The sequence below is a fragment of the Bradyrhizobium sp. Mp19 genome (assembly GCF_029952935.1).
GTDB lineage: Bacteria > Pseudomonadota > Alphaproteobacteria > Rhizobiales > Xanthobacteraceae > Bradyrhizobium > Bradyrhizobium elkanii.
Genome location: NZ_JASAUT010000026.1, coordinates 91,118 through 113,135 on the forward strand (window position 1 = coordinate 91,118; position 22,018 = coordinate 113,135).

The 22,018-nt window shown below is 64.3% G+C and carries 19 protein-coding genes and 1 pseudogene; 12 read left to right on the top strand and 8 right to left on the bottom strand.

The features are described 5' to 3' along the window. Positions 1 to 27: 27 nt before the first annotated feature. Positions 28 to 924, top strand: coding sequence for a sigma-70 family RNA polymerase sigma factor (locus QJT82_RS25975; protein WP_028340498.1), 897 nt, complete (start codon positions 28 to 30; stop codon positions 922 to 924). A 203-nt stretch (positions 925 to 1,127) separates the two neighbouring features. On the opposite strand, the gene QJT82_RS25980 is transcribed toward QJT82_RS25975, so the two are convergent. Further along, positions 1,128 to 1,847 carry a hypothetical protein gene (locus QJT82_RS25980; RefSeq protein ID WP_155258470.1) on the bottom strand — a complete coding sequence of 240 codons (720 nt, stop codon included), beginning with the start codon at positions 1,845 to 1,847 and terminating at the stop codon, positions 1,128 to 1,130. Positions 1,848 to 2,069: 222 nt separating this feature from the next. On the opposite strand from QJT82_RS25980, the gene QJT82_RS25985 reads away from it, so the two are divergent. The 5 genes from QJT82_RS25985 (at position 2,070) to QJT82_RS26005 (ending at position 6,869) form a co-directional block, all read left to right on the top strand. Continuing rightward, positions 2,070 to 3,242: an ABC transporter substrate-binding protein gene (locus QJT82_RS25985; protein WP_028340500.1), complete on the top strand. Its 1,173-nt coding sequence runs from the start codon at positions 2,070 to 2,072 to the stop codon at positions 3,240 to 3,242. A 257-nt stretch (positions 3,243 to 3,499) separates the two neighbouring features. Then, the gene (locus QJT82_RS25990; protein WP_018269575.1) at positions 3,500 to 4,417 is read left to right on the top strand and encodes a branched-chain amino acid ABC transporter permease; all 918 of its coding nucleotides are present in this window, start codon (positions 3,500 to 3,502) and stop codon (positions 4,415 to 4,417) included. After that, complete coding sequence (locus QJT82_RS25995; protein WP_028340501.1) at positions 4,414 to 5,361, top strand: branched-chain amino acid ABC transporter permease; 948 nt, start codon at positions 4,414 to 4,416, stop codon at positions 5,359 to 5,361. The genes QJT82_RS25990 and QJT82_RS25995 overlap by 4 nt, the downstream gene beginning before the upstream one ends. 4 nt (positions 5,362 to 5,365) lie before the next feature. Beyond that, positions 5,366 to 6,133 (top strand): ABC transporter ATP-binding protein, encoded by a 768-nt coding sequence (locus tag QJT82_RS26000; RefSeq protein WP_028340502.1) that lies wholly within the window; start codon positions 5,366 to 5,368, stop codon positions 6,131 to 6,133. A gap of 7 nt (positions 6,134 to 6,140) precedes the next feature. Next, positions 6,141 to 6,869: an ABC transporter ATP-binding protein gene (locus tag QJT82_RS26005; protein WP_028340503.1), complete on the top strand. Its 729-nt coding sequence runs from the start codon at positions 6,141 to 6,143 to the stop codon at positions 6,867 to 6,869. Positions 6,870 to 7,054: 185 nt separating this feature from the next. Here the strand turns inward: QJT82_RS26005 and QJT82_RS26010 are convergent, their stop codons facing one another. Further along, complete coding sequence (locus tag QJT82_RS26010; RefSeq protein WP_028340504.1) at positions 7,055 to 7,630, bottom strand: TetR/AcrR family transcriptional regulator; 576 nt, start codon at positions 7,628 to 7,630, stop codon at positions 7,055 to 7,057. Between the two features lie 59 nt (positions 7,631 to 7,689). Between QJT82_RS26010 and QJT82_RS26015 the strand changes: the two genes are divergently transcribed. Next, a complete protein-coding gene (locus QJT82_RS26015) occupies positions 7,690 to 8,850 on the top strand; it encodes an enolase C-terminal domain-like protein (protein ID WP_245288703.1) in 1,161 nt (386 codons plus the stop codon). Between the two features lie 133 nt (positions 8,851 to 8,983). Here the strand turns inward: QJT82_RS26015 and QJT82_RS26020 are convergent, their stop codons facing one another. Both QJT82_RS26020 and QJT82_RS26025 read right to left on the bottom strand, forming a co-directional pair. Then, entirely contained in the window at positions 8,984 to 10,420 is a 1,437-nt protein-coding gene (locus tag QJT82_RS26020; protein ID WP_028340506.1) for a glutamine synthetase family protein, read from the bottom strand. Between the two features lie 114 nt (positions 10,421 to 10,534). Next, positions 10,535 to 11,893, bottom strand: coding sequence for an aromatic ring-hydroxylating dioxygenase subunit alpha (locus tag QJT82_RS26025; RefSeq protein WP_028340507.1), 1,359 nt, complete (start codon positions 11,891 to 11,893; stop codon positions 10,535 to 10,537). A gap of 124 nt (positions 11,894 to 12,017) precedes the next feature. Between QJT82_RS26025 and QJT82_RS26030 the strand changes: the two genes are divergently transcribed. Further along, positions 12,018 to 12,803 (top strand): IclR family transcriptional regulator C-terminal domain-containing protein, encoded by a 786-nt coding sequence (locus tag QJT82_RS26030; RefSeq protein WP_028340508.1) that lies wholly within the window; start codon positions 12,018 to 12,020, stop codon positions 12,801 to 12,803. Between the two features lie 153 nt (positions 12,804 to 12,956). On the opposite strand, the gene QJT82_RS26035 is transcribed toward QJT82_RS26030, so the two are convergent. Next, positions 12,957 to 13,949 carry a helix-turn-helix transcriptional regulator gene (locus QJT82_RS26035; RefSeq protein ID WP_259245216.1) on the bottom strand — a complete coding sequence of 331 codons (993 nt, stop codon included), beginning with the start codon at positions 13,947 to 13,949 and terminating at the stop codon, positions 12,957 to 12,959. A gap of 80 nt (positions 13,950 to 14,029) precedes the next feature. On the opposite strand from QJT82_RS26035, the gene QJT82_RS26040 reads away from it, so the two are divergent. From QJT82_RS26040 to boxB, 4 genes are all read left to right on the top strand, one after another. Beyond that, entirely contained in the window at positions 14,030 to 15,568 is a 1,539-nt protein-coding gene (locus QJT82_RS26040; RefSeq protein WP_028340509.1) for a benzoate-CoA ligase family protein, read from the top strand. Positions 15,569 to 15,719: 151 nt separating this feature from the next. Then, entirely contained in the window at positions 15,720 to 16,529 is an 810-nt protein-coding gene (locus tag QJT82_RS26045; protein WP_028340510.1) for an alpha/beta hydrolase, read from the top strand. A 176-nt stretch (positions 16,530 to 16,705) separates the two neighbouring features. Next, positions 16,706 to 18,394, top strand: a complete 1,689-nt coding sequence (boxC, locus tag QJT82_RS26050) for a 2,3-epoxybenzoyl-CoA dihydrolase (RefSeq protein ID WP_028340511.1) — start codon at positions 16,706 to 16,708, stop codon at positions 18,392 to 18,394. Positions 18,395 to 18,596: 202 nt separating this feature from the next. Beyond that, on the top strand, positions 18,597 to 20,048 hold the full coding sequence (boxB, locus tag QJT82_RS26055; protein WP_028340512.1) for a benzoyl-CoA 2,3-epoxidase subunit BoxB: 1,452 nt from the start codon (positions 18,597 to 18,599) through the stop codon (positions 20,046 to 20,048). 200 nt (positions 20,049 to 20,248) lie between these two features. On the opposite strand, the pseudogene QJT82_RS26060 reads toward boxB, so the two are convergent. From QJT82_RS26060 to QJT82_RS26070, 3 genes and pseudogenes are all read right to left on the bottom strand, one after another. Continuing rightward, a pseudogene (locus tag QJT82_RS26060) lies at positions 20,249 to 20,532 on the bottom strand (type II toxin-antitoxin system RelE/ParE family toxin). 7 nt (positions 20,533 to 20,539) lie between these two features. Next, a complete protein-coding gene (locus QJT82_RS26065; protein ID WP_028340513.1) occupies positions 20,540 to 20,848 on the bottom strand; it encodes a type II toxin-antitoxin system RelB/DinJ family antitoxin in 309 nt (102 codons plus the stop codon). 165 nt (positions 20,849 to 21,013) lie between these two features. Continuing rightward, entirely contained in the window at positions 21,014 to 21,814 is an 801-nt protein-coding gene (locus QJT82_RS26070) for an SDR family NAD(P)-dependent oxidoreductase (protein ID WP_028340514.1), read from the bottom strand. Positions 21,815 to 22,018 lie beyond the last annotated feature (204 nt).

Sequence of the window (22,018 nt, forward strand, 5' to 3'; positions counted from 1 at the left end):
GCAGTGCACCGATCTGGCGGAGCCATCATGACGTCACCATACCAAGCGCCGGCCGCGACCGACGTCGACGCGCTCTTGGCGGCGATGCGGCCAAGGCTGCATCGCTACTGCGCCCGCATGGTCGGATCCGTCATCGACGGCGAGGATGTGCTGCAGGACGCGCTGATCAAGGCGGTGGAAGCCTTTGGGGCCGCCGCGCCGATCCAGAATCCGCAAGCCTGGCTGTTCCGGATCGCGCACAACACCGCGCTCGATTTCCTCAGGCGGCGCAACCGCCAGGAAGCGCTCCACGCGCCGGAGGAGGTGGACATGATGGCCGGAGAGCTCGATGATGTGGGCCGCCGCGAGATCGCCGCGACCGGCCTGCGTACCTTCATGCGCCTGCCGGTGGCGCAGCGTTCCAGCGTGATCCTGATGGACGTGCTCGGCTGCTCCATGCAGGAGATCTGCGGCATCATGGATTTCAGCCTGCCCGCGGTGAAAGCCGCGCTGCACCGTGGACGCACGCAGCTGCGCGAGTTTGCCGCCGAGCCGGACGACGCGCCGCGGCCCGGCCTGTCGCCGGCCGATCGCATCAGGCTCAACGCCTATGTCAGCCGCTTCAACGCCCGCGACTTCGATGCCATCCGCGCCATGATCGCCGATGACATCAGGCTCGAGCTCGTCAACCGGACGCGGCTGAACGGCAAGGCCGAGGTGTCGCGCTACTTCGGCAATTATTCGAGGATCGACGACTGGCACCTGGTGACCGGACAGGTCGAGGGACGCCCCGCGATCCTGGTGTTCGACCCGAACGCACAGGGCGCGCCGCCGCGATCGTTCATGCTGCTCGACTGGTCCGCCGACAAGGTCGCGACGATCAGGGATTTTCGCCACGCGTCCTATGCGATCGACGGCGCCGAATGGGCGGTGGATCAGGGGTAATCGGCTTTCGCCGCCAGCCTCTGGCTCGGTGATCGCGCCACAAACTCTGTGTCGTCCCGGACAAGCGAAGCGCGATCCGGGACCCATAACCACGAGTGGCAATTGGTGTGCGATGCTGGGGCCACAGCTCGCTTCGACGACTGACGCCTGTGGTTATGGGTCCCTCCCGTGCGCAATTGCGCACTAGGCAGGGACGACAGCGGCTAGCGCGTCTTTCCGCCGAACTCACCGTTGGCGATCCGCGCGACGCGGCTGCCGCCTGCGGCCGGTGTGCTGTTTCGTTGAAACAGGCCGTCGCCGCTGCCACCGCTCGGCAATGGCGGCGGTTCCTCGTAATAGCCGCCGCTCCGCCAGACCAGCAGGACGATGTTCATTGCGCCATTGACGGCCGCGCCGACCACCGTTTCGGTGTGCTGATAGGTCAGCGCATATTCGGGAAATCGTCCGGCGATGGCCCTGTCGAGCACGAGGAGGGCGATCCATGCCGCCATCACGCAGACCGGATCCCAGCCCATGTCGCGCACCCGCATCGACTGCAGCATGAAGCAGATGACGAGCATGCCGTAGAAGGCAATGACGAGCACGGGGTTGCTCGATGCCTGCGCCAGCAGCACGTCCATCCTGCCGCTCGCCGGTGCGTTGCCGGTGACGCCGTAGACCAGCATCATAAAGCCGAGGCCCACCACGAAGCTGCAGAAGAAGAAAGCCAGTCGGCCCATCCGGGCATTGAAGCCGAAGATGTAATTCAGCATGTGACGCACCCCTTTGGCGGCAGCGTCGGCCAGGGATGCTTTCCGGACCATGAAGCCCGCAGGCGCTTGCCGGCCCGTGGTTTCCGGGTGCTTTACCGGATCGTTAAAGCCTGCTGCAGTGCGGGCGTAGGTCGTTGCGGAAGGCCGGTGCCTGCGACAATCGTTGCCCACGCAACCGGCATTATATTTCTTGCCATGGTCGATTTAGACGAATTATGATGCAAGGTGCTGGGGTATGCGCCGAAGGTTCTAAGTCAGCGCCGTCGGTTCATGCTTGCTGCAGACTTGCGATATCGCGCACAAAATACGTCCCAGAACGACGCGCGCAAAGCGTGACCCCCGGGCCCTCGTGATCGAGCCTCGTGGGATCTTTGGTTGAGGAGGGGAGTGAATATGAAAAAGGCATTTTGGCTCGCAGGCGCCATGGCTCTGGCGCTGGCGCAGCCCGCGACGGCGGCTGACAGCGTCAAGATCGGCTTCGTCTCGACCTTCAGCGGTCCGACCGCCGTGATCGGCAACGACATGCGCAATTCCTTCGAACTTGCGCTCGACCATCTCGGCCGCAAGATCGACGGCAAGCCGGTCGAGGTGATCTACGAGGATGACCAGCAGAAGCCCGATGTCGGCAAGCAGAAGACCGAGAAGCTGGTGCAGTCAGACAAGGTCGACTTCATCGTCGGCTACATCTGGTCGAACGTCCTGCTTGCGTCGCTGAAGACCGCGGTCGATTCGAAGACCTTCCTGATCTCGGCCAATGCCGGTCCATCGCAACTCGCCGGCGAACTGTGCTCGCCTTACGTGTTCTCGACCTCATGGCAGAACGACCAGACCCCGCAGGCGGTCGGCACCTACATGAACCAGAAGGGCGTCAAGTCGGTGTTCCTGATCGGCCCGAACTACGCCGCGGGCAAGGACATGCTGGCCGGCGTCAAGAGCACATTCAAGGGCGAGGTGGTCGGCGAGGAATATACGGTGTGGCCGAGCCAGCTCGACTTCTCCGCCGAGCTCACCAAGGCGAAGAACTCCAAGGCCGAGTCGATCTTCGTGTTCTATCCCGGCGCTGCCGGCGTCCAGTTCCTGAACCAGTACGCGCAGGCCGGCATCAAGCAGCAGATTCCGCTCTACACCGCCTTCACCATCGACGAATTGTCGCTGCCGCTGCAGAAGGACAATGCGCTCGGCGTTCCCGGCGCGCAGCAATGGGTCAACGACCTGCCCAACGAGGAGAACAAGAAGTTCGTCGCCGACTACCGCAAGAAGTATCCGGGCCTGCGGCCGACCTTTTACGGCGCGCAGTCCTACGACGCTGCCAACCTGATCAACAGCGCCGTGGTCGCGGTGAAGGGCGACCTGACGAAGAAAGACGCGATGAAGGCCGAGATGGAGAAGGTGAACTTCAAGTCGGTGCGCGGACCGTTCAAGTACGGCAACAACCACATTCCGATCCAGAATTTCTACCTGCAGGACGTGGTCAAGGACGCCGAAGGCCAGCTGTCGCTGAAGACGGTCGCGACCATCGTCAAGGACGACCAGGATCGCTTCCACGACAAGTGTTCGATGAAGTGATTGTCGGGCAGTTTTGGCCCGTGGCTTGCTTTCTTCACCTCGCCCCGCCCTTGCGGGGTGAGGTCAATCGCGAAGCGTTTGGGTGAGGGCTCTTTCCGCGTATTCGGCCCGTGGAAGCAGCCCCTCACCCCAACCTCTCAGGGCGAGCTTTGCTCGTCCCGGCCCCGCAAGAGCGGGGCGAGGGAGAACAACAAGCCGTATAAGCGGCGGCGCATGCGCGCTGCCGCTGTTTCATTTAAAGGTGACGTAGCCTCACGATGTATCTCGTCGTCGAACAACTGCTGAACGGCCTGCAATTCGGCCTCCTGCTGTTCCTGCTGGCGGCCGGACTGACGCTGGTGTTCGGCATCATGGACTTCGTCAACCTGGCGCACGGTTCGCTCTACATGATGGGCGCCTATTTCGCCGCGACCTTCGTGGCCTGGACCGGCAGTTTTGTTCTTGGCGCGCTGATGGCGTTAGGGGCGACCTTGCTGCTCGGCATCGTGCTGGAATATGTCGCGCTCAGGCATCTCTATGGCCGCGACCATCTCGACCAGGTGCTGGCGACGTTCGGCCTGATCCTGTTCTTCAACGACGCCGTCCGGCTGATCTGGGGCCCGGCCGGTCTCGCGCTGCCGCTGCCGGCCTGGCTCACCGTGCCGGTGCAGATCATTCCCGGCGTTTACTATCCGGCCTACCGCCTCATGATCATCGTGGTCGCGCTGGCGGTCGCAGCGATGCTCTATCTCGTCGTGATGCGCACCCGCATCGGCATGCTGATCCGCGCCGGCGCCTCCAACCGCGAGATGATCGGGGCGCTCGGCATCAACATCAAGCTGCTGTTCACGCTGGTGTTCGGCCTTGGCGCGGCGCTCGCCGGCCTCGCCGGGCTGATGCAGGCGCCGATCCTCACCGTGCAGATCGGCATGGGCGAGAACATCCTGATCCTGGCCTTCGTCATCATCGTGATCGGCGGCATCGGCTCGATCCGCGGCGCGTTCATGGCCGCGATCTTCGTCGGCATCATCGACACGATGGGCCGCGCCTTCCTGCCCGACCTGCTGCGCAAGGTGCTGAGCGGGGCGGCGGCGTCCACCGCGGCGCCGGCGCTGTCCTCGATGCTGATCTACCTCCTGATGGCCATCATCCTTGTGCTGCGGCCCGAGGGGCTGTTCCCGGCGGCCAAACGATGACGGGTAAGCTCAACGTCTCCAATGCGGTCGCGGCGCTGATGTGTGCCGCCCTGATCCTGCTGCCGCTCTATTCGGCGGTCACGGGCAATATCTTCATCCTCACGCTGTTCACCCGCATCGTGATCTTCGCGCTCGCCGCCGCGAGCCTCAATCTGATCATGGGCTATGGCGGCATGATGAGCTTCGGCCACGCCGCCTATCTCGGCATCGGCGGCTATGCCGTCGGCATCCTCGCCGCCGAGGGCATTGGCTCCGGCTTCATCCAGTGGCCGGTGGCGCTCGCCGTCTCGGCGCTGTTTGCGCTGCTGATCGGCGCGCTCTCGCTGCGCACCCGCGGCGTCTACTTCATCATGATCACGCTGGCCTTTGCGCAGATGGCCTACTACATCGCCTCCGCGCTGTCGCGCTACGGCGGCGACGACGGGCTCACCGTCTACAAGCGCAGCGATTTCGCCGGCCTGATCAACCTGTCGGATCGCAACCAGTTCTATTACCTGTGCCTGGCCTGCCTGTTCGGCGGCCTCTATCTGATCTGGCGCATCGTCAATTCGCGCTTCGGCCTCGTGGTGCAGGGCGTCCGCTCCAACGAGCAGCGCATGCAGGCGATCGGCTTCCATGCCAATCGCTACCGCCTGGTCTGCTTCGTGATATCAGGCACGATCTGTGGCCTGGCCGGCGCGCTGCTTGCCAACAACACCGATTTCGTCAGCCCCGCCGTGATGTACTGGACCCGCTCCGGCGACCTCATGGTGATGGTGATCCTCGGCGGCATGGGTTCGCTGTTCGGTCCCGTCATCGGCGCGATCGTCTATCTCTTGCTCGAGGAGCTGCTGTCGCAGTTCACCGAATATTCGGGGCTGATCCTGGGTCCGGTGCTGCTTCTGATCGTGCTGTTCGCGCGCGGCGGCATCATGGGCCTGCTCGGGAGGATGCGCCGTGGCTGATTCCTTGCCTGATCCCTTGCTCCGCGTCGACAATCTGGTCCGCCGCTTCGGCGGCATCACCGCGACCGACAACCTCTCGATGGAGGTTAAGCCAGGTGAGCTGCACGCGATCATCGGCCCCAACGGCGCCGGCAAGACCACGCTGATCAGCCAGCTCACCGGGCAGGTGATGCCGAACTCCGGCACCATCCGCTTCGCCGGCCGCGACGTCACGAACCTGCCGTCCTACAAGCGCAGCCGGCTCGGGCTGGCGCGCTCGTTCCAGATCACCTCGCTGCTCAAGGACTTTTCCGCGATCGACAATGTCGCGCTGGCGGCGCAGGCGCATGACGGCCACTCGTTCCGCTTCTGGGGCAATGCGCGCAAGGAGCGGCATCTGCGCGAGGCCGCGCGCGCGGCGCTTGCGCGCGTCGGCCTCGGCGCGCGCGCCGATATCGTGGTGTCGCAGTTGAGCCATGGCGAGCAGCGCGAGCTCGAGCTCGCGGTCGCGCTCGCCACCAGGCCGCAGCTTTTGCTGCTGGACGAGCCGATGGCCGGGCTCGGCGTCACCGAATCGGCGCGGATGGTCGCGCTGCTGAAGGAGCTGCGCAAGGAAGTCACCATCGTGCTGGTGGAGCACGACATGGAGGCGGTGTTCGCGCTGGCCGACCGCATCACGGTCTTGGTCTATGGCCGCGTCATCGCCTGCGACGTGCCGGACGCGATCCGCAAGCACGACGAGGTCAAGCGCGCCTATCTCGGCGAACAGCATGCGGTGACGCGCCATGACTGAAGCTAGGATGGCTGATACCAGAACCGCTGATACTTTGCTCGAAGTCGACGCGATCGAGACCTGCTACGGGCTGAGCCAGGTGCTGTTCGGCCTGTCGCTCCAGATCAAGTCGGGCGAGATGGTCGCGCTGATGGGCCGCAACGGCATGGGCAAGACCACGACGATCCGCTCGATCATGGGCCTGACGCCGGCGCGATCAGGCGCCATCCGTTTCGCCGGCGAGGCGGTGCGCGGCCTGCCGTCCTACAAGGTCGCCAAGCTCGGCATCGGCCTGGTGCCGGAAGGCCGCCAGATCTTCCCGAACCTCACGGTGCGCGAAAATCTCGTCGCCGCGTCAGGCAATCGCTTCAGTGCCTCCGACCCCTGGACCATCGACAAGATCCATGCGCTGTTTCCGCGGCTCGCCGAACGCACGGGCAATATGGGCGTCACGCTGTCCGGCGGCGAGCAGCAGATGCTCGCGATCGGCCGTGCGCTGATGACCAATCCGAAGCTGCTGATCCTCGACGAGGCGACCGAAGGCCTTGCGCCTCTGATCCGTGACGAGATCTGGAGCTGCCTGTCGATGCTGAAGGGACGCGGGCAGTCGGTGCTGGTGATAGACAAGAACGTCGGAAACCTCGCCCGCATCGCCGATCGCCATTACATCATCGAGCGCGGCAAGACGGTGTGGAGCGGCACCAGCGAACAGCTGCTCGCCGAGCCGGATCTGCAGCACAAGTATCTTGGGATTTGAGCAGCAAGCATTTCCGTATCGCCATCATCCTGAGGAGCCTGCGTAGCAGGCGTCTCGAAGGATCGATGGCCCGGCTGGTGGCCGTGCATCCTTCGAGACGCGCGGAGCCTGTCATCGGGCCGCGCTTCGCGCGGACCCGTTGGCGCTCCTCAGGATGACGGATCAGAGAGGCGGGCTGCCGCGGCTTACCGTGAAGAGCCTCGCAGCAGTCGTTTCGCTGCGTCGGCCGCTGCTGCTGCATAGGCGCGATCGCCATGCACCAGCATCAGGGAGATCGCGCCCTCGGATAGCAGCCAGATCTCGCGTGCGCGGCGGTCAGCCTCGCGGACGCCAGCCCGCTTCAGCAGCGCGCCGAGATGCGTCTCGAGCAAGGCCTTGTGCCGGCGCGCAATTGCGCGTGCGGGATGGCCAGGGAGATCGGCCAGCTCGATGACCAGCCTGGTAAACCCCGAGCCGGCCCATCGCGGCCTGTCCGCCCAGACCGCGAGGTCGCGGAACAGGCCGTCGATGATCGCCGCCGGCGAGCCGGACAGCTTGTCGCCGAACGTCGCGAACGCGGCCAAGGCCAGTTCGTTCTGGGCTTCGAGCACGAAGGCGAGCAGCTGATCCTTGCTTTGAAAATGATTGTAGAGCGTGCGCTTCGTAACCCTCGTCGCCGATGCGATTTCGTCCATGCTCACGCGGCTGTATCCGCGCTGGCGAAACAGGACGTATGCGGCCGCAAGGATGCGCCGCCGGGTCGGTTCTGCAGATCGCGCCATGCAGTCACCTCATAAATATACCGGGTAGTGAATTTACATCGGTTGAAAAACCAATTGGAATGGCTTTCCGGGATTTTTCGGCCCGCGCCAGTCAGCTTCCTCGCGCTGCGAAAGCCAATGCCATGCCCGATTCATTGACGCTCAGAGAGATCAAAGCTCGTCCGGTGGTGATCAAGCTGAAGCGGCCCGTGGTCGCACGCATTGTCACGATATCGGAGTGGCCGCTCGTCCTCATCGATCTGGTGACCGAGGAGGGCATCGTCGGGCGCGGCTATCTCGAGCCCTATATCGTGAAATCGCTGCGCTATCTGGTCCCCGCGTTGCATGATCTCGGCGAATTGCTCAGAGGTCGGAGCGTGGCGCCTGTCGAGCTGTTCGCGGCGGCGCGCAAATCGCTTCACTTTGTCGGCTATGAGGGATTGTCGATGATCGCGGCGTCGGGCCTCGACATGGCCGCGTGGGACGCGTTGGCGAAAGCCGCAAACAAGCCGCTGTGCGTGCTGTTGGGGGCGACGGTCGGCGCCGTGAGATCCTACAATAGCAACGGCCTTTGGCTGAAGGAGCCAGCCGCCGTCGCAGCCGAGGCTTTGGAATTGCGGGACGAAGGAGGGTTCTCAGCCCTGAAATTGCGCCTCGGCAGGAGCGATCCGCGCGAGGATCTGGCGACCCTCGACGCCGTTCGAAAAGCCGTCGGCGATCGCATGCATTTGATGGTGGACTACAACCAGGGGCTAAATCTCGCCGAAGCCATCGAGCGGTGCCATGCGATCGATGATTATGGCCTCGACTGGATCGAAGAGCCTGTCGTCTATGACAATCTCGACGGACACGCCCAACTGGCGGCGGAGCTGAAGACGCCGATCCAGATCGGGGAGAACTTCTATGGTCCGAGGGAGATGCATAAGGCGATCGCGAAGAGGGCTTGCGACCTGGTGATGCCGGATTTCATGCGCATCGGCGGAGTGACAGGCTGGATGCGCGCGGCTGCGATCGCCGGCGCGGCGGGTATCCCCATCTCAACGCATCTTTATCCGGAAGTTGCCGCTCACGTCACGCGCGCAACCGAGACCGCCCATTGGTTGGAATGGCAGGACTGGGCCGATCCGATTCTCGAACGGCCATATGAAATCAAGGATGGTCTTTTGCATATTCCCGACACGCCTGGTGTCGGTCTGGAATGGAACGAAGCGGCCGTTGCGGCTCACCTTGCAAGCGTCTAAAGCGCGATGAGATTGGGTTGAATCGTCATCGCGCTTTAGCTCCTTCTTTGAGCATGATCTTTTCGGAAAAACCGCTTCACACTTTTCCGGATCATGCTGTAGAGCGGCGGGGGCGCCTGCGCCGACGCTTCCGTCAAAACATCTCGAAATATTCGCGGTGCTCCCAGTCCGACACCTCGGCCTGGAAGCGTTCGATCTCCGCGTTCTTGATGAAGACGTAGTAGTCGACGAACTCCGGCCCCAGCGCCTGACGGAAGAACGGATCGTCGTTGAGGGCGAACACCGCCTCGCGCAGCGATTTCGGCAACAGCGCGGCCTTGGTCTCGTAAGGCGTGTCGGCGGACGGGCCGGGGTCGAGCTTGCGGTCGACGCCGTCGAGGCCGGATAGAATTTGCGAAGCCATGTAGAGATAGGGATTGGCGGCGGGTTCGCCGATCCGGTTCTCCAGACGGGTCGCCGGATCGCCGGCCGCTCCGAGCACGCGGATCATCACGCCGCGGTTGTCGCGGCCCCAGATCGCGCGGTCCGGCGCCAGTGAATAGGAGCGGTAGCGCTTGTAGCCGTTGATGGTCGGCGTCGTGAACACGGTCGAGGCCCGCGCGTGCTCGATCAGGCCGGCGAGCCAAGCGCGGCCGAGCGCGCTGAGCGGCTCGCCCGTCTCCTTCGCCATGAAGACGTTCTCGCCATTGGCGCGCGATACCAGCGACTGGTGCAGGTGCCAGCCCGAGGCGAACACGTTCGGCAGTTTCGGCCGGCACATGAAGGTTGCGTGATAGCCGTGGCGGCGCGCGATCTGCTTCACCGCCGAACGAAACAGCACCATGGTGTCGGCGGGCGCAAGACCCACAGTCGGCGCGAAGGTGAATTCGCACTGGCTCGGGCCGAACTCGACCTCGACCGTGCGCAAGGGCAGGTCGAGCGCGATGATGTCGCGGCGGATGATCTCGAGCGCCGGCTCCATCAGGTCGTAGCGCTGCTCGGTGAGGTATTGATAGCCGTGCGACAGCAGGCTGACCGACGGCGGCTGTCCGGGCTGGCCGGCGTCTTCCGGCGCCATGTGGGCGTCGTCGAGCTTGAACAGATGGAATTCGACCTCAAGGCCGGCGACGAAATCGTAGCCGCGGCCGGCGAGCTGATCGAGCACCCTGCGATAGAGGTTGCGGGTCGCGAACGGCACCGGCCGGCCGTCGCTGAAATAGAGGTCGCAGAGCAGCCAGCCGGTGTTGTCAGCCCAGGGCAGCACGCGGAACGTGGTGGGATCGGCGACCATCAGCACGTCGGCCGCGCCCTCCATCTCCTTCATGCCGAAGCCGCCGCCTGATGTGAACACCGGAAACACCGTCTTGTGCGAGGTGTCCTTGGCGAGCATCGTCGTGGTGATGGAGCAGCCGCCCTCCAGCGAGCGCACCGCTTCGCCGGCGATCAGCGTCTTGCCGCGCAGGATGCCGTGCTGGTCGGGGAACGACAGGCGGATGACTTCGAGGTTCTTCTCCTCGACGATGCGGCGGAGGCGTTGTGCGGCCTCCTTCTGCTCATCCGACCACAGACCGTGACGCTCGACGAAGCTCACCGCGTCACTCCTTTTCAGTCGTCATTGCGAGGAGCAAAGCGACGAAGCAATCCACATCTCCACAAGCGGCGCGATGGATTGCTTCGCTTCGCTCGCAATGACGGAAGGACATGATTATTCCGCCGCCGTCAGATGATGCACCTTGCCGGCGATCTCGCGCGGCACCGGGGCGGCCCATGGCGCGCCGCGGCGGCGCTTGACGTCGACCTCCATCCAGTAGAGCTCCCAGCCCTGGGTCGGCCCGATGCCGTCCATCGTCGCCGGGCCCTGGATGCTGCGCGCGGAGGCGTCGTCGAGGAACAGCATCGGTGTCTGCCCGCCCTCCACCTTCTCGATCTCCTGTCGCAGCAGGCGACGGTACTGCACGATCGCCTTGTCGCTCTGCCCGAGATGCTCGTTGGTGCGGTCCTGGATCGGGCCCATCGATTCCACCGCCCACTGGTCATGCACGTTGATGTCGGTGCCCATGCCGGTATAGGTCTCGGTCGCCTGCTCATGCGGGTCGAAGCCGTAATCGTTGCTCTTGTTCTTGCGCGACTTGTAGTCGGGCAGCGTATAGAGCTCGAGCCGCTGGTCGCGCATCTTCTGCTTGTCGACCGGCGCCGCGTAGCTGGTGAAGATCGCATACCAGTAGCAATTCTCGTCATCGACCGGCACGTGCCATTGCGTGATCGTCATCTCGGTCGACATCGGAATCACGAAGCCGTGCGGGAACAGCTGGTTAGTGACGCGCACATGGGTGCGCTCGTCGTCGAGCTGGCGCAGCGCGATCAGGCGCAGACCGTATTCGGTGTGCTCGACATTGATGATGGGGCGATCATATTCGCGCAGGATCTTGGTCATCGGCATGTCGCTGCCGGCCGAGGCGCCGCGGAATTGCTTGCCGTAGGCGGCCGAGGTGTCCTCGTCCTCGAAGAAGCGATGCAGAAAGGAGGCGTGCGCCGGATCGATGCCGACCTCGAGCGCCTGCAGCCAGTTGCAGTTCATGTGGCCCTTGAATGCGAACGTATGGCTGCCGGGTGCGACGAAGCAATCGAGCTCCGGAAACGCGGGCGGGGCGCCTTCGCCGAGCCAGGCCCACAGGATGCCGCTCTTCTCGACCACGGGATAGGAGCGCTGTTTGATGCCCTTGCAGAGCTGCGAGCCGGCCGGTTCCGCCGGCGTCTCGATGCACTGGCCTGACGTGTCGAACAGCCAGCCGTGGAAGGCGCAGCGTAGCCCGCCATTCTCAAGCCGGCCGAAGGCGAGGTCGGCGCCGCGATGCGCGCAGTGGCGATCGATCAGCCCGTAACTTCCGTCCTCGCCGCGGAACAGCACCAGGTTCTCGCCGAGCAGCCGCACCGGTCGTACCGGGCGCGGCCCGTCCAATTCGTCCACCAGCGCCGCCGGCTGCCAGTAGCTCCGCATCAGCTTGCCGCAGGGGTCCTTGCGGCCGGTGCGGGTGATCAGATCGTTCGCTTCCTGGCTCATCATGGCGGCGTCTCCCGGATTTGGATTTGTTCGCCTATTGAACGAATGTGCGAATTATGCCATGTCTGTTTTGGACAGCAAGCGCAATTTTTGAACCGTTCAAAGCCGCAACCCAACCTAAAACGCCATGCCCAAGCTGAAACGGACCGATCAGGACGAGCGCGCCACCGACTTCGTCGAGGCGCTCGATCGCGGCCTGCGCCTGTTGCAGGTGTTCGGCACCGTGTCCGGCCCGGCAACGCTGAGCGATCTGGCGCGTGCCGCCGATCTGCCGCGCGCCACCGCCCGACGCATCCTGTTCACGCTCGCGCATGGCGGCTTCGTCGCCACCGACGGCAAGCTGTTCACGCTGACGCCGCATGTGCTGACGCTGGCCGGCTCGTTCCTGCAATCCAACCAGGTGGTGACGGTGCTGCAGCCGGTGCTCGATCGCATCGCGACGGCAGCGCAGGAGATCGCCTCGCTCGCACTGCTCGACGGCGACGACGTCGTGTTCGTGGCGCGCTCGAGCCCGACGCGGGTGTTCTCGGCGGGTCTCGACATCGGCTACCGGCTGCCGGCGTTCTGCACCTCGGTCGGCCGCGCCATGCTCGGCCGGCTCACCGATGCCGAGCTCGCGGCGCGGCTGAAGACGATGCGCCGCGATCCGGTGACGGCGCAGACCGTCACCGATCCGAAGAAGCTGCTCGCCACCATCATCGCCGATCGCGCGCAGGCCTATTCCCTCGTCGACCGCGAGGCCGAGCCGCATTTCCGCTCGATCTCGGTGCCGGTGCACCGCTACGACGGCACCATCGTCGCCGCGATCAACATGGGCGCCCATGTCGATCGCGTGCCGGCCAAAGAATTGATCGACCGTTTCCTGCCGCTGCTGCGCGATGGCGCTGATGATGTGAAGAGCCGGTTGCTGTAGTTTTAATGCGTGGGAGGTCCCTCATAGTGAGGAGCGCGAAGCGCGTCTCGAACCATGAGGCCCGACTAGTGGCCTCGTCCTTCGAGACGCTTGCTGCGCAAGCTCCTCAGGATGAGGGGATAAACCGGTTGTGACGCAGTAGTTGTGGTGCGCCTAAAGCGCCACGCTGCGCAGCCCGAACGAGCGCGCCTCGTTCTGCAGCACCGGCCGCACCGAATCGATCAGCCGCGCGGCGGCGGCGTCGACGGAGAGGCCCGCGGTGTCGACCACTGCCGATGCGCGCGCGTAAAGCGGCTCGCGGCTGACCAGGATGTTGCGCAATTCCGCCATCGCCGAGCGATCGTCGGCCATCGGGCGCAGATCGCCCTGGCGGCGGACCCGGGCCATGTGCTCTTCCGGTTCGGCCTTCAGCCATATCGTGTAGAACGACGACAGGATCAGATCGAAGGTCAGCGCCTCGGAGACGATGCCGCCGCCGGTCGCCAGCACCATCAGTTCCTTGCGCGCGAGCAGCTGCGTCAGCGCGGCCTGCTCCATGCGGCGAAAGCCCTCCTGGCCGTACAGCGCGATGATCTCGGCAACCGAGAGGCCGTTCTGCGCCTCGATCTCCTTGTTGAGCTCGACAAAGCTCCAGCCGATCTTCTTCGCCAGCATCCGCCCGAGCGTGGTCTTGCCGGCGCCGCGCAGGCCGATCAGCGCGATCCCGGAGAACGACGCGCGGCGTGGTGCCAGCGGGCTGCTGCCGGCGAGCATGTCCTTGGCCTGGGCGATCTGGCTCGGCGACGCCTTGCGCAGGAGATCGCGGATGACGGCCCAGTCCGGCACGGGCTCGCTGGAGGGGATCAGGTCCTCGAGATGCGCCCCCATCGCGCCTGCGACACGGCGCAGCAGCACGATCGAGACATTGCCTTTGCCGCTTTCGAGCTGGGCGATGTAGCGTTCGGAAATGCCGGAAACCTTGGCGAGCACCTTGCGCGACATGCCGCGCAGGGCGCGCATCGTGCGCACGCGCTGGCCGAGCTGCTCAAGGAAGTCGGTTTCCGGGTCGTTGGCTGCGGTCATGATCCCTGTGCGACGCGCGGTCCTGACTGAATCAGACCGAGGTTCTAGGAAACATAGTGCCGATAAAGATTGACAGCAAGCCAGCGTAGTGGCTTTGTATGAATTATAATTCTTAAATTCACAGGAGAGGGAAGCGTGGCACGTCCGGGTCCGAGGAGCGGAGCATGACTTACAACGCGGTCTCCTGGCTGCTCGACCGCAACGTCGATGAAGGCCGCGGCGACAAGGTCGTGTTCGACGATACGGTGTCGCAGATCACCTATGGCCAGTTGCGGCAGCAGACCCGCCGCGTCGGCAACATGCTGCGCCGGCTCGGCGTCCGCCGCGAAGAGCGGGTCGCCATGATCATGCTGGACACGGTCGATTTCCCGATCGTGTTCCTGGGCGCGATCCGCGCCGGCGTGGTGCCGGTGCCGCTCAACACGCTGCTGACCGCGGAGCAGTATGGCTACATCCTCGGCGATTGCCGGGCCCGCGTGCTGTTCGTGTCGGAGGCGCTGCTGCCGGTCGTGAAGGACATCATCGCGCGCATGCCCGACCTCGAGCATGTCGTGGTCTCCGGCAAGGATGCGCACGGCCACAACAAGCTGTCGGACGAGATCGCGCGCGAGAGCGACGTGTTCGCGACCGCGCCGACCCATGCCGACGAGCCGGCATTCTGGCTCTATTCGTCGGGCTCGACTGGCATGCCGAAGGGCGTGCGCCATCTGCATTCCAATCTCGCGGCGACCGCGGAGACCTACGCGAAACAGGTGCTCGGGATCCGCGAGGATGATGTCGGCCTCTCGGCGGCAAAGCTATTCTTTGCCTACGGACTCGGCAATGCGCTGACCTTCCCGATGTCGGTCGGCGCCACCACGGTGCTCAATTCCGAGCGGCCGACGCCGGCGGTGATGTTCGCGCTGATGAACAAATATCATCCCAGCATCTTCTTCGGCGTGCCGACCCTGTTCGCGGCGATGCTGAACGACGAGGCGACGAAAACGCAGTCCGGCGGCAATCGCCTGCGGGTCTGCACCTCGGCCGGCGAGGCGCTGCCGGAATCGGTCGGCAATGCGTGGCGCGCGCGGTTCGGCGTCGACATTCTCGACGGCGTCGGCTCGACCGAGCTGTTGCACATCTTCCTGTCGAACGCGCCCGGCGACATCAAATATGGCTCGTCCGGCCGTCCGGTGCCCGGCTACAAGGTGCGGCTGGTCAACGAGCTCGGCGCCGACGTCGCGGACGGCGAGGTCGGCGAGCTCCTGGTCGATGCGCCGTCGGCCGGCGAAAGCTACTGGAATCAGCGCGCCAAGAGCCGCGCCACCTTCGAGGGCGCCTGGACCCGCACCGGCGACAAATATACGCGCGATGCCGACGGCCGTTACACCTTCTGCGGCCGCGCCGACGACATGTTCAAGGTCTCCGGCATCTGGGTGTCGCCGTTCGAGGTCGAGAGCGCGCTGATCACCCATCCCGCGGTGCTGGAAGCCGCCGTCGTGCCGGAGGCCGACCCGGAAGGCCTGCTCAAGCCGAAGGCCTATGTGGTGCTGCGGCCCGAAAGCTCGGCGGCCGGCCTGCACGAGGCGCTGAAGGAGCACGTCAAGCAGAAGATCGGCCCGTGGAAATATCCGCGCTGGATCGATGTCGTCGACAATCTGCCGAAGACGGCGACCGGCAAGATCCAGCGCTTCAAGTTGCGGCACGATGACGGCGCGCACTAGCGTTTCCACTGGCGTCGTCCCGGCGAAAGCCGGGACCCATACGCCGCGGCCTTCGTTTTGAGACACGCTGTTCGACGGCTTTTGCGCAACAACTGAAGCCTGTGGTTATGGGTCCCGGCCTTCGCCGGGACGACGATGAGGAAGGTCCTGCATGCAAAACCTAAACCCCACAGGCTTCCTCAGCATCGACGGTGCCGAGCTCGAATACCGCATGATCGGTCCCTCACCCGAGACCGCGCCGACCATCGTGATGCTGCACGAAGGCCTCGGCTCGGTCGGGTTGTGGGGCGACTTCCCCGAGAAGCTGCAGGCGGCGACCGGCGCCGGCGTGTTCGCCTATTCGCGATCAGGCTATGGCGCGTCGTCGCCGGCGAAGCTGCCGCGTCCGGTCGACTACATGCATCGCGAGGCGCTCGACGTGCTGCCGAAGCTGCTCGACCGGATCGGCTTCCGCCGCGGCTTGCTGCTCGGTCATTCCGACGGCGCGTCGATCGCGGCGATCTATGCCGGCGCGCATCAGGATCATCGCCTGCACGGCCTCGCGCTGCTGGCGCCGCACTTCATCGTCGAGGACATTTCGGTGCAGTCGATCGCCGAGATCAAGACGGCGTATGAGACCACCAATCTGAAGGAGAAGCTGGCGCGCTGGCACAAGGACGTCGACAACGCCTTCCATGGCTGGAACGGCGCCTGGCTCGATCCGGCATTCCGCGAGTGGGATATCTCCGACTATCTCGCCTATATCCGCGTGCCCGTGCTGATCGTGCAGGGCGCGGACGACCAGTACGGCACGATGCGGCAGGTCGAGATCGCCCAGGACGAGTGCTACTGCCCGGTCGACGTCGTGGCCATCGCTGGCGCCGGCCACTCGCCGCATCGCGAGGCGCCCTCAGTCACGCTGGAAGCGGTCACCGAATTCGCCAGGGCGGCGCTCCGGGACGACCCGGCACTGGCGGCCTGACCTTTGGTGCCGGTGCCAGGCCATTGGCCGAGCGAATGAATTTCCTGAACATGAAACAAAATGCATGTTTTTGCGTTTTGAACTAGACCAGATCGAAAACATGCATTATTGTGCATGGAAACATCGACGACGAACCTTCAAACGAACAACAGCAAGACAACAGATAAGGGTGGCCCATGGCTGGTGACGATCGCGTCCTTGCAGGCGGGGCGAAGTACATCGACTTCCAGACCGATCCGTCGCGCTACCGGCACTGGAAGCTCGACGTCGCCGGCGATGTCGCGACGCTGACCATGGACGTCGACGAGAACGCCGGCCTGTTCGAGGGCTACCAGCTCAAGCTGAATTCCTACGACCTCGGCGTCGACATCGAGCTTGCGGACGCTGTGCAGCGGCTGCGCTTCGAGCATCCCGAGGTCAAGGTCGTGGTGATGCGCTCGGGCAAGAACCGCGTGTTCTGCGCCGGCGCCAATATCCGCATGCTGGCGGGCTCGACCCATGCCCACAAGGTCAACTTCTGCAAGTTCACCAACGAGACCCGCAACGGCCTGGAAGACTCCAGCGAGAATTCCGGCCAGAGCTTCATCACCCTCGTCAACGGCACCGCGGCCGGCGGCGGCTATGAGTTGGCGCTCGCGACCGACCACATCATGATGGCCGATGACGGCGCCGCCGCCGTCGCGCTGCCGGAAGTGCCGCTGCTCGCGGTGCTGCCGGGCACCGGCGGGCTCACCCGCGTCGTCGACAAGCGCAAGGTGCGCCGCGACCATGCCGATTTCTTCTGCACCATCGAGGAAGGCATCAAGGGCAAGCGCGCCGTCTCCTGGCGCCTGGTTGACGAGATCGCGCCGAACTCCAAGCTCGAGGGCAAGCTCGCCGAGCGCGTCAAGGAATTCGCCGCCAGGTCGAAGCGCAACGGCGCCGGCAAAGGCATCGCGCTGGCGCCGTTGACGCGCACCATCGACGACAGCGCCATCCGCTACGGCTTCGTCAGCGTCGACATCGATCGCGCCGCGCGCATCGCCACCATCTCGATCAAGGCGCCGGAAACCACCGCGCCCGCCGACATCGACGGCATGATCGCGCAAGGGCCGACGTTCTGGCCGCTGCAGGTCGCCCGCGAACTCGATGACGCGATCCTGCATCTGCGCATCAACGAGCTCGAGATCGCGATGCTGGTGTTCAAGAGCCATGGCGACCGCGCCAATGTCGTGTCCTATGACGCGTTCCTGGAGGCCAACAAGGCGCACTGGCTGGTCAACGAGGTCAGGCATTACTGGAAGCGCGTGCTCAAGCGCATCGACGTCACCTCGCGCACGCTGGTGACGCTGGTCGAGCCCGGCTCCTGCTTCGTCGGCACGCTGGCCGAACTCGTGTTCGCCGCCGACCGCTCCTACATGCTGATCGGCCAGAAGCAGGGCGACAACCGTCCGCCGCCGGCGATCGAGCTGACGGCGATGAACTTCGGGCCCTATCCGATGAGCCACGGCCTGACCCGGCTGCAATCGCGCTTCCAGGCCGACCCAATGGATCTGGAGCGCGCGCAAGGCTCGATCGGCAAGGCGCTCGACGCGGAGGAGGCCGAGGAGCTCGGTCTCGTCACCTTCGCGCTCGACGACATCGACTGGGACGACGAGGTCCGCGTGTTCTTCGAGGAGCGCACCTCGTTCTCGCCCGACGGCCTCACCGGCATGGAAGCCAATCTGCGCTTCGTCGGCCCCGAGACTATGGAATCGAAGATCTTCTCCCGTCTCACCGCGTGGCAGAACTGGATCTTCCAGCGGCCGAACGCGGTCGGTGAGGACGGCGCGCTGCGCCGCTACGGTACCGGCCAGAAGGCGCAATTCGACATGACGAGGGTTTAGAGCAAACACCGCCGTCATCCCCGCGCAATGGCTTCGCCATTGTCGCTGGAGGTGCGAGCCTTGCGGCGCAATTGCGCCGCTGGGCGAGCCTCGAAGGATGATTGGAGGCAAGACCGCTAGACAAGCATCCTTCGAGACGCGCTACGCGCTCCTCAGGATGACGGCGGAGCAAGATGCGAGCCAGGATGAAAAGGAGGCTGCCATGAGCATGAACATCATGAACGTCGATTACTCGACCAAGATTCCGAACAATGTGAATCTCGCCGAGGACCGCCAGGTGCTCAAGGCCCTGGAGGGCTGGCACCCCGGCTACATGGACTGGTGGAGCGACATGGGTCCGGAGGGCTTCCAGGAGTCGCTCGTCTATCTCCGCACCGCCTATTCGGTCGATCCGCGCGGCTGGGCCAAGTTCGATTACGTGCGGATGCCCGAATATCGCTGGGGCATCTTGCTCGCGCCGCAGGAAGAGAACCGCGTCATTCCGTTCGGCGAAGATTACGGCAAGCCGGCCTGGCAGGAAGTCCCCGGCGAGCATCGCGCGATGCTGCGCCGCCTGATCGTGATCCAGGGCGACACCGAGCCGGCCTCGGTCGAGCAGCAGCGCCATCTCGGCAAGACCGCGCCCTCGCTCTACGACATGCGCAATCTGTTCCAGGTCAATGTCGAGGAAGGCCGCCATCTCTGGGCGATGGTTTACCTGCTGCAGAAGTATTTCGGCCGCGACGGCCGCGAGGAGGCGGATGATTTGTTGCGCCGCCGCTCGGGCGACGCGGATAGCCCGCGCATGTTAGGGGCCTTCAACGAGGCGACGCCGGACTGGCTGTCGTTCTTCATGTTCACCTACTTCACCGACCGCGACGGCAAGATGCAGCTGCACTCGCTGGCGCAGTCGGGCTTCGATCCGCTGTCGCGCACCTGCCGCTTCATGCTGACCGAGGAAGCCCACCACATGTTCGTCGGCGAGACCGGCATCACCCGCGTCGTGCAGCGCACCTGCGATGCGATGAAGGAAGCCGGCATCACCGATCCCAACGACATCGCCAGGATCCGCGCGCTCGGCGTGATCGACCTGCCGACCATCCAGAAGAAGCTGAACCTGCACTATTCGCTGTCGCTCGATTTGTTCGGCTCGGAAGTGTCGACCAACGCGGCCAATGCCTTCAACGCCGGCATCAAGGGCCGCTACAAGGAGACCACGATCGACGACGACCACCAGCTCAAGAGCTCGACCTATCCGGTCATGAAGATGGTGGACGGCCAGATCAAGATGGTCGACGAGCCGGCGCTGACCGCGCTCAATATGCGGCTGCGCGACGACTACACGCAGGACTGCGTCAAGGGCATGCTGCGCTGGAACAAGGTGATCTCGACCGCGGGCATCGACTACAAGCTCGCGGTGCCGAACACCGCCTTCCACCGCCAGATCGGCGAGTTCAAGGACGTCCATGCGACGCCCGATGGCCTCCTGATCGACGACGCCACCTGGACCAAGCGCAAGAACGACTGGCTGCCGTCGACCGCGGACGGCGACTTCATCGCCTCGCTGATGAAGCCGGTGACCGAACCGGGCGAGTTCGCCTCGTGGATCTCGGCGCCCAAGGTCGGCATCGACAACAAGCCCGGCGACTTCGAATATGTGAGGATCGAGAGCTGATTGGCCCGAGCATGATCCGGAAAAGTGTGAAGCGGTTTTCCGAAGAGATCATGCTCAAGCGACAGATTAGGTCGTGATGCGAGAATCGCATCATGACCTAACGGCTTCTTTCCTCAGGGAGAGAACAGGAAGGGGCGAGCCGAAAAGGTCCCGGGCTCGTCCCTTTCTTTTTTGATCAGATGCCGGTACGGAGCCCCGCGTCAATCGTCATTTGTAAGTTCGTCGGGCCACATCTGCGCGCCGTGAAGCACGCGCAGATGCGAACGGTCTCACCGTCGACAAAGTACGCCGCGACATAAGGTGCGCGCGGGATGACCAACTCGCGCGTGCCGGCGACGCGCCCGGGCCGGCCACTGTCAGGAAAGTCGAGCAGGCGCCGCGCAGCATCGGCAATCTGTTCGTCAACATGGACCGCCGCACGAGGATTCTCGGCCTCGATGTAGCTGAAAATGTCGTCGCGGTCGGATAACGCGAAGCGCGACAGGCGAGTTTCACCGTTTACGCCTTGTCGCTTTTCGAAGCGCGGCGGCGCGGCGTTGCGCGAAATGCGCTTCGACCTCGGAATCATCGAGACCGGGCCGGGTATCCGCTAACGCCTGGTGCACCTTCTCGCGAAACCAGCTGTCGTAAGCCTGGCTGTTGCTCACGAGCTCCAGTGGAAGCATTCCTTCATTGGCCGTGCGTGTCAGCAGAATCCGCACGGCGTCGGATACTGTGAGACCCATGTTCTCCAGAACCTCGGTGGCCTTTTCCTTTACGTCCGCATCGATGCGGGTCTGGATCAGGGCATTCGAAGCCATAGCGATCCCCTTCACTCGCATCGAATGTAATGCATTTGAATGACATGCGCCAGAGGCGTCACAGCCCTTTGGAAGCAGGTGAGCCAGCGACAAAACGGCCCCGTCCTTCGGCGGGGCCGTTGCCATAGATCGGTCGCGCAGTTGCGCTTTAGAAGGCACGGACGCTTAGCCCGCGATCTCCAGCCCTGCCGTCGCGTAGACCACGCCGCCATCGACCGCGATGGTGTTGCCCACGACATAGTCGCCGGCGCGCGAGGCGAGGTAGATGGCGGTGCCCGCCATGTCTTCGTCGGTACCGACGCGCTTCGCCGGCACACGCTTGGCGACCTCGTCGGCGTGGTCGCGCGCGGCGCGGTTCATGTCCGACTTGAAGGCGCCGGGCGCGATCGCGGTGACGTTGATGTTGTCCTTGACCAGGCGGGTCGCCATGCGGCGCGTCAGATGGATCACCGCGGCCTTGCTCGCGGCATAGGAATAGGTCTCCATCGGGTTGACGAAGATGCCGTCGATCGAGGCGATGTTGATCACCTTGCCCGGCCTGTCGTGCGTCGCCGCCGCGCGCAGCGGCTTGGCCAGCGCCTTGGTCAGGAAGAAGATCGACTTGACGTTGAGGTTCATCACCTTGTCCCAGCCGCTCTCCGGGAATTCGTCGAAGTCCGCGCCCCAAGCCGCGCCGGCATTGTTGACGAGGATGTCGAGCTTCGGCTCGCGCTTGATGATCTCGCCCGCGAGCTTCTCGCAGCCCTCGACGGTCGAGATGTCGATCGGCAGCGCGATGCATTCGCCGTCATAGGCGGCGGACAGCTCCTGCGCGGTCGCCTCGCAGGGACCTGCCTTGCGCGCGGTGATGTAGACCCTGGCGGCACCCTGCGCGAGGAAGCCGGCCGCGATCATCTTGCCGATGCCGCGCGATCCCCCGGTCACCAATGCGACGCGGCCCTTCAGCGAAAACAGATCCTTGAACATGCGCTCCTCCATTGCGTTGCCAGTGGTTCTGGGCGCGGCCGGGGATCGAGTCAAGGAGAGGGGAGGGATCGGTACCTCTCCTTGAAAAGGGGAGGTCGCATTGCACGACAGAGCAAAGCGGGTGGGGATCTGCTCTCTCCCCAGGCACCGTCGCTTGTGGCTGACCCCCATCCCGACCTTCCCCCTTTCAGGGGGAAGGGGAAG

Excerpts from the sequence above, each read along its gene's own strand:
- QJT82_RS25975 (WP_028340498.1), top strand. The coding sequence starts at position 28 with ATGACGTCACCATACCAAGCGCCGGCCGCGACCGACGTCGACGCGCTC.
- QJT82_RS25985 (WP_028340500.1), top strand. The coding sequence starts at position 2,070 with ATGAAAAAGGCATTTTGGCTCGCAGGCGCCATGGCTCTGGCGCTGGCG.
- QJT82_RS25990 (WP_018269575.1), top strand. The coding sequence starts at position 3,500 with ATGTATCTCGTCGTCGAACAACTGCTGAACGGCCTGCAATTCGGCCTC.
- QJT82_RS25995 (WP_028340501.1), top strand. The coding sequence starts at position 4,414 with ATGACGGGTAAGCTCAACGTCTCCAATGCGGTCGCGGCGCTGATGTGT.
- QJT82_RS26005 (WP_028340503.1), top strand. The coding sequence starts at position 6,141 with ATGGCTGATACCAGAACCGCTGATACTTTGCTCGAAGTCGACGCGATC.
- QJT82_RS26010 (WP_028340504.1), bottom strand. The coding sequence starts at position 7,630 with ATGGCGCGATCTGCAGAACCGACCCGGCGGCGCATCCTTGCGGCCGCA.
- QJT82_RS26015 (WP_245288703.1), top strand. The coding sequence starts at position 7,690 with ATGGCTTTCCGGGATTTTTCGGCCCGCGCCAGTCAGCTTCCTCGCGCT.
- QJT82_RS26025 (WP_028340507.1), bottom strand. The coding sequence starts at position 11,893 with ATGATGAGCCAGGAAGCGAACGATCTGATCACCCGCACCGGCCGCAAG.
- QJT82_RS26030 (WP_028340508.1), top strand. The coding sequence starts at position 12,018 with ATGCCCAAGCTGAAACGGACCGATCAGGACGAGCGCGCCACCGACTTC.
- QJT82_RS26040 (WP_028340509.1), top strand. The coding sequence starts at position 14,030 with ATGACTTACAACGCGGTCTCCTGGCTGCTCGACCGCAACGTCGATGAA.
- QJT82_RS26045 (WP_028340510.1), top strand. The coding sequence starts at position 15,720 with ATGCAAAACCTAAACCCCACAGGCTTCCTCAGCATCGACGGTGCCGAG.
- boxC (WP_028340511.1), top strand. The coding sequence starts at position 16,706 with ATGGCTGGTGACGATCGCGTCCTTGCAGGCGGGGCGAAGTACATCGAC.
- boxB (WP_028340512.1), top strand. The coding sequence starts at position 18,597 with ATGAGCATGAACATCATGAACGTCGATTACTCGACCAAGATTCCGAAC.
- QJT82_RS26065 (WP_028340513.1), bottom strand. The coding sequence starts at position 20,848 with ATGGCTTCGAATGCCCTGATCCAGACCCGCATCGATGCGGACGTAAAG.
- QJT82_RS26070 (WP_028340514.1), bottom strand. The coding sequence starts at position 21,814 with ATGTTCAAGGATCTGTTTTCGCTGAAGGGCCGCGTCGCATTGGTGACC.